The organism is Streptococcus timonensis (genome assembly GCF_047460355.1).
Classification (GTDB): Bacteria; Bacillota; Bacilli; order Lactobacillales; family Streptococcaceae; genus Streptococcus; species Streptococcus timonensis_A.
On sequence record NZ_JASHGL010000005.1, the window covers coordinates 135,990 to 147,522 of the forward strand.

Consider the following 11,533-nt stretch of genomic DNA (forward strand, 5'->3'; position numbering starts at 1 on the left):
GAGAGTAGTATGTATCAAGTTGGAAATTTTGTTGAAATGAAAAAACCACACGCTTGTACAATCAAGTCTACAGGTAAAAAAGCCAATCGTTGGGAAATCACACGTTTAGGTGCAGATATCAAAATAAAATGCAGTAATTGTGACCATGTTGTCATGATGAGTCGCTATGATTTTGAAAGAAAAATGAAAAAAATCATCGACTAAAAGCAAGAAGTTAGAGGGTTAGCAAGTTTTCCCTTTTTGTGTTATAATATTGAAGATTGAAATGTGAACGGAGAATGAGAAATTATGGCTTTAACAGCAGGTATCGTGGGTTTACCAAACGTTGGTAAATCAACCCTATTTAATGCAATTACAAAAGCAGGAGCAGAGGCTGCAAACTATCCATTTGCAACTATTGACCCAAACGTTGGGATGGTAGAAGTTCCAGATGAACGCCTCCAAAAATTGACTGAAATGATTACTCCTAAGAAGACAGTTCCAACAACCTTTGAATTTACAGATATTGCAGGGATTGTAAAAGGTGCATCAAAAGGAGAAGGTCTTGGAAATAAATTCTTGGCCAATATCCGTGAAGTTGATGCTATTGTCCACGTGGTACGTGCCTTTGATGATGAAAATGTCATGCGTGAGCAAGGACGTGAAGATGCCTTTGTCGATCCATTAGCAGATATTGATACCATTAACCTAGAGTTGATTCTTGCTGACTTAGAATCGGTTAATAAACGCTATGCGCGTGTGGAAAAGATGGCACGTACGCAAAAAGATAAGGAATCAGTTGCAGAATTTAATGTTCTCCAAAAGATTAAACCAGTTCTTGAAGACGGTAAGTCAGCTCGTACTATTGAATTTACCGATGAAGAGCAAAAAGTAGTTAAAGGTCTTTTCCTTTTGACCACGAAACCAGTTCTTTATGTAGCTAACGTTGATGAGGATGTGGTTGGAGACCCAGAATCTATCGATTATGTGAAGCAAATTCGTGAATTCGCAGCAACAGAAAATGCAGAGGTAGTGGTTATTTCTGCGCGTGCTGAAGAAGAAATTTCTGAATTAGACGATGAAGATAAAAAAGAGTTTCTTGAAGCTATTGGTTTGACAGAATCAGGTGTGGATAAGTTGACTCGTGCAGCTTACCATCTATTAGGACTTGGAACTTACTTCACAGCTGGTGAAAAAGAGGTTCGTGCTTGGACCTTTAAACGTGGTATGAAAGCTCCTCAAGCAGCTGGTATCATCCACTCTGACTTCGAAAAAGGTTTTATTCGTGCAGTAACTATGTCTTATGATGATTTGATTAAATACGGATCTGAAAAGGCTGTAAAAGAAGCTGGACGCTTGCGTGAAGAAGGAAAAGAATATGTCGTTCAAGATGGCGATATCATGGAATTCCGCTTTAACGTTTAATCGATATTTAAAATAATGTCAATTAGGTTGGAAAAAAATTCCAACCCTTTTGGCTTTTGAAAGGAAATTAAAATGACAAAATTACTTGTGGGATTGGGAAATCCAGGAGATAAATATTTTGAGACAAAGCATAATGTTGGTTTTATGTTGATTGACCAACTAGCTAAAAAACAGAATGTATCCTTTACACACGATAAAATATTCCAAGCTGAATTAGCTTCATTTTTCCTTAATGGTGAAAAAATTTATCTAGTGAAACCAACAACTTTTATGAATGAAAGTGGGAAAGCAGTTCATGCTTTATTAACCTACTATGGTTTAGATATCGAAGATTTACTGATTATTTACGATGATCTTGACATGGAAGTAGGAAAAATTCGACTTCGCGCTAAAGGATCAGCTGGCGGTCATAATGGTATCAAGTCAATTATTCAACATATTGGTACACAGGTTTTCAATCGTGTAAAGATTGGTATCGGTAGACCTAAAAAAGGAATGTCAGTAGTTCATCATGTTTTGAGTAAATTTGATCAAGAAGATTATCTTGGTATTTTACACTCTATTGACAATGTTGACGATGTTGTAAATTTTTATTTACAGGAAAATAACTTTAAAAAACTAATGCAGAAATATAATGGGTAAAGAAATGACGTTAGTAGATTTCTTTTTAGAGAATAAGCAGATCCAATCGTGGCATCAAGGTTTAGCTCTAAAACAAAGACAGTTGTTATTAGGTTTATCTGGATCAGCTAAATCTCTAGCAATTGCAAGTGGATTAAAAAGTCAGGCTAAACTTATCGTCATGACTTCTACCTATGGGGAAGCTGAACGTTTGATAAATGATTTGATTTCAATTCTTGGTTCAGATTTGGTTTATCCATTTTTAGTGGATGATTCTCCCATGGTAGAGTTTTTAATGTCTTCTCAAGAGAAGATATTTTCAAGAATTGAAGCCTTACGTTTTCTAAGAGATAAGTCCCAGAAGGGAATTTTAGTATGCAACCTAGCAGCGAGTCGCTTATTATTACCTGATCCAACGGTTTTTGACGCTAGTGTTTTAACATTTGAAATCGGACAAGAATGTGAACAAAGAAAATTAAATAATCAGTTACTTTCCCTTGGTTATAAGAAGGTAACACAAGTTCAAAGTCAAGGTGAATTTAGTATACGTGGAGATATCTTAGATATCTTTGAAACGTCACAAATTTCACCTTTTCGAATTGAATTTTTTGGCGACGAAATTGACGGTATCAGAAAATTTGATACAGAGTCACAACTTTCAAAAGAAAGTCTATCACAAGTACAGATATTTCCAGCGAGTGATGTCTTATTAACAGAAGAGGATTATCTTCGAGGTCAAAAATTCTTAGAGCATGAGATTGAAAAAACACTTTCTCCAACCTTAAAATCATACCTAGAGGAGGTTTATAGCAGTAGTAAACAGCAAACACCTTATGCAGAGATTCGGAAGTTTTTATCTGCTTTTTATAAGAAAGAGTGGTCTCTTTTTGATTATCTACATCAAATACCTGTCATCTTTGATGATTATCAAAAGATTATACAACAGTATGATGTCTTTGATCAAGAAATAGCTAGAATCTTTACAGATGATTTACATAACAGTAAATCTGTGTCAAGTTTACAGTATTTCGCTGATACTGAAAGCTATTATAAAAAATATTTGCCTACAACTTTCTTTTCAAATTTTCAAAAAGGTCTGGGGAATTTAAAGTTTGATCATCTCTACCAATTTAATCAGTATCCAATGCAGGAGTTCTTTAATCAGTTTTCTTTTTTGAAGAGTGAAATTGAACGCTATAAAAAGTTAAAATATACAATTGTTCTCCAAACGACTAGTAAAGCTGATAGCAAAAAATTGTTAAACATTTTAGATGAGTATGAGATAAAAATTGATACTATTTTTGGGAATGAACTCTCTAAAGGATCTGTCAACCTTGTTGAAGGAAATCTACGCCATGGATTTCATTTTGTGGATGAAAATCTTGTTTTCATTACTGAATATGAGATGTTCAAGAAGAAAATTAAGCGCAAGTATAGAAGACAGAATCTCAGCAATGCTGAACGTTTGAAAGACTATAACGAGCTTGAAAAAGGTGATTACGTTGTTCATCAAGTTCATGGGATTGGCCAATATCTAGGAATTGAAACAATTGAAATCAAAGGAATTCATCGTGATTACGTGAGTGTCCAATATCAAAATGGTGATCGTATCTCTATCCCTGTCGAGCAAATTCAAACCTTATCCAAGTACGTGTCAAGTGATGGTAAAGCTCCAAAATTAAATAAGCTCAATGATGGACATTTTAAAAAGGCTAAACAAAAAGTTAAGTCCCAAGTTAAAGATATTGCAGATGACTTGATTAAGTTATATGCTGAGAGAAGTCAATTAGAGGGTTATGCATTTTCAGAAGATGACCAGGATCAAATTGTTTTTGATGAGGCTTTTCCTTATGTTGAAACCGAGGATCAACTTCGAAGTATTGAAGAAATCAAAAAAGACATGCAAAATTCGCGGCCGATGGACCGCCTATTAGTTGGAGATGTTGGTTTTGGTAAGACAGAGGTTGCTATGAGAGCTGCTTTTAAGGCTGTTAATGATCATAAACAGGTTGTTGTTTTAGTACCAACTACAGTTCTGGCTCAACAACACTACAGTAATTTCAAGGAGAGATTTCAACAGTTTGCTGTCAATGTTGATGTTTTAAGTCGTTTTAGAAGTAAAAAGGAACAAGCAGAAACCATTGAAAAACTAAAAAAAGGCCAAGTAGATATTTTGATAGGGACTCATCGGGTTTTGTCAAAAGATGTTGTTTTTTCTGATTTGGGTTTGATGATTATTGATGAGGAACAACGTTTTGGTGTCAAGCACAAGGAAGCTCTTAAAGAATTAAAGAAGAAGATAGATGTATTAACCTTGACAGCTACCCCGATTCCACGTACCCTACATATGTCAATGTTGGGAATACGAGACTTGTCTGTTATTGAGACTCCTCCAACTAATCGATATCCTGTTCAAACCTATGTTCTTGAACAAAATGATCGTGTCATTCGTGATGCTGTATTGAGAGAAATAGATCGTGGTGGTCAGGTTTACTATCTTTACAATAAAGTTGACACGATTGAAAAGAAGGTTTCAGAGTTACAAGAACTGATTCCAGAAGCTTCGATTGGATTTGTACATGGTCAGATGAGTGAAATTCATTTAGAAAATACTTTACTTGATTTTATCGAGGGTCAGTACGATATTTTAGTGACAACCACCATCATAGAAACTGGAGTCGATATTCCTAATGCCAATACCTTGTTTATCGAGAATGCTGACCATCTAGGTTTGTCAACCTTGTATCAACTTAGAGGTAGAGTTGGTCGTAGTAATCGAATAGCCTATGCTTACTTGATGTACCGTCCAGATAAGTCTTTGACAGAAGTGTCTGAGAAACGTTTAGAAGCGATTAAAGGTTTTACCGAACTAGGATCAGGTTTTAAAATTGCTATGCGGGATTTGTCTATTCGTGGAGCGGGTAATCTTTTAGGGAGTTCTCAATCTGGTTTTATTGATTCAGTTGGATTTGAGCTCTATTCTCAATTACTTGAAGAAGCTATTGCTAAGAAAAATGGGACTGATAAAAAACGTGAAAAAGGCAATGCAGAACTTATCCTACAGATTGATGCTTACCTTCCTTATGATTATATATCTGACGAACGACATAAAATTGAGATTTACAAGAGAATTCGTCAAATTGACAACCGTGTAAATTATGAAAAATTACAAGACGAACTGATAGACAGATTTGGTGAGTATCCAGATGTGGTTGCCTATCTTTTAGAAATTGGTTTGGCCAAGGCTTATTTGGATAAAGTTTTTGTCAATCGTGTCGAAAGAAAAAATAATAAGCTTGTTATTCAATTTGAAAAAATATCACAAATGCTTTTCCTGACTCAGGATTATTTCCAGGCTCTCTCACAGACAAATTTGAAGGCTAATATTTCAGAAAATCGAGGACTTATTGAAGTTGTCTTTGACATTCGCAATAAAAAAGATTATGAACTTTTAGAAGGTCTTGTAACTTTTGGAGAAACTCTGGTTGCAATAAAAGATTCAAAAAAAAGTAGCTAGGTATGATCTTTTTCTTCTATAAAAAGGATAAAAATGGTACAATAATAATTTGAGGTATTAGACATGAGATTAGATAAATATTTAAAAGTATCAAGAATTATTAAACGCCGCACAGTAGCTAAAGAGGTAGCTGATAAGGGGCGTATCAAGGTTAACGGCATTTTGGCTAAAAGTTCTACAGATTTAAAAATTAATGATCAAGTTGAAATTCGTTTTGGAAATAAACTGTTGCTTGTGAAGGTGCTAGAAATGAAAGATAGTACAAAAAAAGAAGATGCAGCAGGTATGTATGAAATTATCAGCGAAACAAGGGTAGAAGCAGATGTATAGAAAAATCGTCCAAATGAACAACTCTTTTATTCAAAATGAAACCCAACGTCGTAAGTACTTGATGGAAGAACGTCAAAGACGCAATCGCTTCATGGGATGGGTTTTGATTTTGATTATGTTGTTATTTATCTTACCGACCTATAATTTAGCCCAAAGTTATCAACAATTATTAACACGTCGCCAACAATTATCTGATTTAAAAAAACAGTACCAAGATTTAAGTGATGAAAAGGATAAAGAGGCTAATTTTGCAAATAAGTTGAAAGATGAAACTTATGCTGCTAAGTACTCACGCGCAAAATATTATTACTCAAAAACGTGGGAAGAAGTCTACACAATTCCAGACCTGCTTCCTAGGTAAGATGATATGGAAAATTTATTAGAAGTTGTTGAACAATTTTTAAGCTTATCAGATGAAAAATTGGAGGAATTATCCCAAAAGAATCATCTGCTACGCTTGCAAGAAGAAGAGGAAAAAAAGAATGCGTAAATTTTTAGTGATATTACTACTTCCTATTTTCTTTAAAAGTGTCCATGTAGTAAGCACTGAGAATCCAGTTATCATTCCAGAACAAGAAATTTATTCCTTAGCCCAGGGTCCCTATAGTTTTTACTTTCAAGATAAGATTGAATCCCCACAGTTTTACGGGACTACGCCTGTTTATTCTACAGAAGAGTTGGTAAAAGAGTCTGGGAAAGTCACTCCAGAATCTAAATTAACTATATTAGAGTGGAGGTTAAATTCTCAGGGACAGGCAGTCTTTAAATTATCTAATAATCAATTTATAGCTGCGGATAAAAGACTTTTGTATGATGCTTCTCAGGTTTATCATTCATCTAAAAAAGTGTGGTTAGACCCCGAATTCGTTATTTACAATAGTCCATATGATAAAGAAGAGCTAAAATCTAATTTGTCCGCTTATCAAGAAGTTGAAACAGATATGACTTTATTTGCTGAAGGACGTGAGTTTCTACACATCAAACAAATTGGCTGGATTGCTACTGAATATACTTCTGAAGAAGATAATCGTATGCAAAAGGTACAAGAGTTATTGTCTTCTAAATACCAGAATGAACAGTTTTCAATTTATGTAAAACAGTTGACTACTGGTAAAGAAGCAGGTCTTAATGAGAATCAAAAAATGTATGCTGCTAGTGTTATGAAGTTGCCTTATCTCTGCTATGTTGAAGAAAAAATTAACCAAGGAGAGTATACACTTGATTCTAGCCTCAAGTATGTGGCTGAAGTCAATGATTTCCCTGGTTCTTATAAACCTGAGGGAAGTGGTAGCCTACCTAAAAAGGCAGATAATAAAGACTACAGCATCAAGGATTTGATTACAAAAACTGCAAAAGAGTCTGATAATGTCGCTCACAATATTCTAGGTTATTATGTAACAAACAAGTCTGATGAATCCTTCAAAAAGGAGATAACCTCTATCTCAGGTGAAGTTTGGGATGTGACGGATAAATTAGCTTCAGCTAAGATGGCTAGTCAAGTTATGGAGACCATCTATCATCAGAATGGTTTTGTTCTAGAGTCACTTTCTAAAACCTCTTTTGATGACCAGAGAATTGCTAAAAATATTTCTGTTAATGTAGCTCATAAGATTGGTGATGCAGACGAATTCAAGCATGATACAGCTATTGTCTTCACAGATTCACCATTTATCATTTCTATTTTTACCAAAAATTCTGATTATGATACTATTTCTAAAATTGCCCAGGATGTCTATGAGGTCTTAAAATGACAGACCAAGATTTTTTAAATCATTTTTTTGAAAAAGGTTTTTTTAAGAATCATGCAAGAGTTGTGGTAGCTTTATCTGGTGGATTAGATTCTATGTTTCTATTTTACCTCTTATCTACCTATAGAAAAGAACTTGGCATTGAACTTGTTTTAGCTCACATCAATCATAAACAAAGACCAGAATCGAATGATGAAGAAAATGAGTTAAGAAAACTAGCTAAACAAGCTGAGATTCCTATTTATATTGCTAGGTTTGATCAGCCTTTTACAGAAGCGCGTGCTCGTCAGTTTCGTTATGATTTTTTTAGAGAGGTAATGAGAAATACTTCTTCTACAGCTCTTGTAACAGCTCATCACGCAGACGATCAGGTTGAGACGATTTTTATGCGATTAATTAGAGGAGTTCGATTACACCATTTATCATCCATCAAAGAGAGACAGAAATTTGATAGAGGTGAATTAATTCGCCCTTTGCTAGTTTTTTACAAGGAAGAATTTCCTAAGGTTGATCATTTTGAGGATATGACCAACCAGGAAAATGACTATCTTCGCAATCGTGTCCGTAATCTCTATCTACCGCAATTAGAAAAAGAAAATACCCAAGTAAAAAAAGCTTTTTTAGAATTTGGAAAAGAGGTTTGGGATTACCAAGTCGCCATTCGTGAACTAGGTCAGTCAATTGATATTGAAGACTTAAATCAGTTTTTATCTTTTTCCGAAGCAACACAAAGAGTTTTACTACAACAATATCTTAGTCGTTTTGCTGATTTAAATGTAACAAGAGAACAATTTCAAGAAATTCATCATATTTTAAAAACTAAGAGTCAATATCGCCATAATATAAAAAATGGTTATGAACTTATAAAAGAATACCAGCACTTTCAAATTGGTAAAATCAGACCAAAGTCTGATGAAAAAAGTAGCGAGTGTGTGTTAAACTATCAAAATCAAGTTTATTATGAAGGTTTTCTATTTTCATTTGGAATACCTCTAAAAGGTGAAAATGTTCAACAAATAAATGTTTCTCGTGAAACATCATTGATTTTGCGACATCGACAGCCAGGTGATTATTTGATAATTAATGATCATCGAAAAAAAATAAGGCGACTTTTTATTGATTTTAAAATTCCTGCAGAAAAACGAAAAAATGCGATTATTGTTGAGCAATTCGGAAAGATTTGTTCAATTTTAGGAATTGAACTCAGTGATTTGAGTATAAAAATGAAAAATGATATAATGAACACTGTACTTTATATAGAAAAAATAGATAGGTAAAATCATGTTAGAACAAGACATCAAGAAAATTATGATTTCACAAGATGAAATATCAGAAGCAGCTAAAAAATTAGGTGCACAATTGACTAAAGATTATGAAGGAAAAAATCCCATTTTAGTTGGTATTCTTAAGGGTTCTATTCCTTTTATGGCTGAATTGATCAAATATATTGACACTCACCTTGAAATGGATTTTATGATGGTTTCTAGTTATCATGGTGGAACTGTCAGCAGTGGCGTAATCAATATCAAACAAGATGTAACTCAAGATATCAAAGGAAGACATGTTGTCTTTGTAGAAGATATCATCGATACTGGTCAAACCTTGAAAAGTTTGAGAGATATGTTTGTTGCTAGAGATGCAGCTTCTGTAAAGATTGTCACTATGTTGGATAAACCAGAGGGACGCACTGTAGATATCGAAGCAGATTATACATGTTTTACAATTCCTAATGAGTTTGTTGTAGGCTATGGTCTAGACTACAATGAAAATTATCGTAACCTTCCTTATGTCGGAGTTTTGAAAGAGGAAGTTTACTTAAAATAGAAGGGTAAGTTATTGAATGCAAAAACAAAATAATGGTTTCATAAAAAATCCATTCCTTTATTTGTTAATGATTTTTTTGCTGGTGACAGGATTCCAATACTTTTTTGCTGGAAGAACTGCTGGTACTAGTCAACAAATTAAATACTCAGAGTTGGTACAAGAAATCACTAATGATAATGTCAAGGAAATGACCTACCAGCCAAGTGGTAGTGTGATTGAAGTATCAGGTGTATACAACACTCCTAAAACAGAAAAGAAAGAAACTGGAATCCAGTTTTTCACACCTCCTGCTAAAAAAGTAGAGAAATTCACCAGTATTGTATTACCATCAGATACTGCTATAGCGGATTTACAGAAGCTAGCATCTGAGCACAATACATCAATGGAAGTAAAACATGAAAGCTCTAGTGGTATGTGGATTAATATCCTAGTATCCATAGTGCCATTTGCTATTTTATTCTTCTTCTTGTTCTCTATGATGGGGAATATGGGAGGCAATAACAGCAGAAATCCAATGAGCTTCGGTCGAAATAAGGCTAAGGCAGCCAACAAAGAAGATATCAAAGTTCGTTTTTCAGATGTGGCAGGTGCTGAAGAAGAAAAACAAGAACTTGTTGAAGTTGTTGAATTTTTAAAAGATCCAAAACGCTTTACAAAATTAGGTGCTCGTATCCCGGCTGGTGTTCTCTTAGAGGGTCCTCCAGGAACTGGTAAAACATTACTTGCTAAAGCAGTTGCAGGAGAAGCGGGTGTACCTTTCTTTAGCATTTCAGGTTCTGACTTTGTAGAGATGTTTGTCGGTGTTGGTGCAAGCCGTGTCCGTTCTCTATTTGAGGATGCTAAAAAAGCAGCACCAGCCATTATCTTTATTGATGAAATCGACGCTGTTGGTCGCCAACGTGGTGTTGGTTTAGGTGGAGGTAATGACGAACGTGAACAAACCCTAAACCAACTCTTGATTGAAATGGATGGATTTGAAGGAAATGAAGGAATTATCGTGATCGCAGCAACCAACCGTTCAGACGTTCTAGATCCAGCCCTTCTTCGTCCAGGTCGTTTTGATAGAAAAGTATTGGTTGGTCGTCCAGATGTTAAGGGCCGTGAAGCAATTCTAAAAGTTCACGCTAGAAATAAACCTTTAGCAGAAGATGTGGATTTGAAGTTGGTTGCCCAACAAACTCCTGGTTTTGTTGGAGCTGATTTAGAAAATGTCCTAAACGAAGCAGCTTTAGTCGCAGCCCGTCGTAATAAATCAAAGATTGATGCTTCAGATATTGATGAAGCTGAAGATCGTGTTATTGCAGGTCCGTCTAAGAAAGATAAGACAGTCTCTCAAAAAGAACGAGAATTGGTTGCATATCATGAAGCAGGACATACAATTGTTGGTTTAGTCTTGTCGAATGCTCGTGTAGTTCATAAGGTAACGATTGTACCTCGTGGCCGTGCAGGTGGTTATATGATTGCCCTTCCTAAAGAAGACCAAATGCTTCTTTCTAAAGAAGATATGAAAGAACAATTGGCAGGTTTGATGGGTGGCCGTGTAGCTGAAGAAATTATCTTTAACGTACAGACAACAGGTGCATCAAATGACTTTGAGCAAGCAACACAAATGGCGCGTGCTATGGTAACTGAGTATGGTATGAGTGAAAAACTTGGTCCAGTTCAGTACGAAGGTAATCATGCTATGTTTGGTGCTCAATCGCCACAAAAAACAATTTCAGAAAAAACAGCTTATGAAATTGATGAGGAAGTTCGTTCATTGTTGAATGAAGCTCGCAATAAAGCGGCTGAGATCATTCAATCAAATCGTGAAACGCATAAGTTAATTGCAGAAGCCTTATTGAAATACGAAACATTGGATAGTACACAAATCAAGTCTCTTTACGAAACAGGTAAAATGCCAGAAACTGAAGAAGAAGAATCTCGTGCCCTTTCGTATGATGAAGTGAAATCTAAGATGACTGAGGAAAACTAAAGAGTGTTCTATATAAATAAGAAAGAGAGAGTTTTATTTATTCTCTCTTTTTATTGTTAATTAGTAGGGATATCAGTAGTACGACTTCCTTGATAATACCTAGCAAATAATTTG

11 protein-coding genes are annotated in these 11,533 nt (G+C 35.0%); all 11 read left to right on the top strand.

From position 1 onward, the window contains the following. The first annotated feature begins 9 nt into the window (after positions 1–9). Positions 10–204: a DUF951 domain-containing protein gene (locus QM941_RS08750; RefSeq protein WP_414340188.1), complete on the top strand. Its 195-nt coding sequence runs from the start codon at positions 10–12 to the stop codon at positions 202–204. Positions 205–288: 84 nt separating this feature from the next. Further along, entirely contained in the window at positions 289–1,404 is a 1,116-nt protein-coding gene (gene ychF / locus QM941_RS08755; RefSeq protein WP_235083591.1) for a redox-regulated ATPase YchF, read from the top strand. 72 nt (positions 1,405–1,476) lie between these two features. Beyond that, positions 1,477–2,046, top strand: a complete 570-nt coding sequence (pth, locus tag QM941_RS08760) for an aminoacyl-tRNA hydrolase (protein ID WP_414340189.1) — start codon at positions 1,477–1,479, stop codon at positions 2,044–2,046. Then, positions 2,039–5,542: a transcription-repair coupling factor gene (mfd, locus tag QM941_RS08765; RefSeq protein ID WP_414340190.1), complete on the top strand. Its 3,504-nt coding sequence runs from the start codon at positions 2,039–2,041 to the stop codon at positions 5,540–5,542. Before pth ends, mfd begins: the two co-directional genes overlap by 8 nt. Before the next feature lie 63 nt (positions 5,543–5,605). Continuing rightward, entirely contained in the window at positions 5,606–5,872 is a 267-nt protein-coding gene (locus QM941_RS08770; RefSeq protein WP_414340191.1) for an RNA-binding S4 domain-containing protein, read from the top strand. Next, positions 5,865–6,233, top strand: a complete 369-nt coding sequence (locus QM941_RS08775; protein ID WP_414340192.1) for a septum formation initiator family protein — start codon at positions 5,865–5,867, stop codon at positions 6,231–6,233. Before QM941_RS08770 ends, QM941_RS08775 begins: the two co-directional genes overlap by 8 nt. 6 nt (positions 6,234–6,239) lie before the next feature. After that, entirely contained in the window at positions 6,240–6,362 is a 123-nt protein-coding gene (locus QM941_RS08780) for an SP_0009 family protein (protein ID WP_414340193.1), read from the top strand. Continuing rightward, a complete protein-coding gene (locus QM941_RS08785; RefSeq protein WP_414340194.1) occupies positions 6,355–7,623 on the top strand; it encodes a serine hydrolase in 1,269 nt (422 codons plus the stop codon). The genes QM941_RS08780 and QM941_RS08785 overlap by 8 nt, the downstream gene beginning before the upstream one ends. Further along, positions 7,620–8,897, top strand: a complete 1,278-nt coding sequence (gene tilS / locus QM941_RS08790; protein ID WP_414340195.1) for a tRNA lysidine(34) synthetase TilS — start codon at positions 7,620–7,622, stop codon at positions 8,895–8,897. Before QM941_RS08785 ends, tilS begins: the two co-directional genes overlap by 4 nt. A 4-nt stretch (positions 8,898–8,901) precedes the next feature. Beyond that, positions 8,902–9,444, top strand: a complete 543-nt coding sequence (gene hpt / locus QM941_RS08795; protein ID WP_414340196.1) for a hypoxanthine phosphoribosyltransferase — start codon at positions 8,902–8,904, stop codon at positions 9,442–9,444. Between the two features lie 16 nt (positions 9,445–9,460). After that, positions 9,461–11,419 carry an ATP-dependent zinc metalloprotease FtsH gene (gene ftsH / locus QM941_RS08800; protein ID WP_414340197.1) on the top strand — a complete coding sequence of 653 codons (1,959 nt, stop codon included), beginning with the start codon at positions 9,461–9,463 and terminating at the stop codon, positions 11,417–11,419. Positions 11,420–11,533 lie beyond the last annotated feature (114 nt).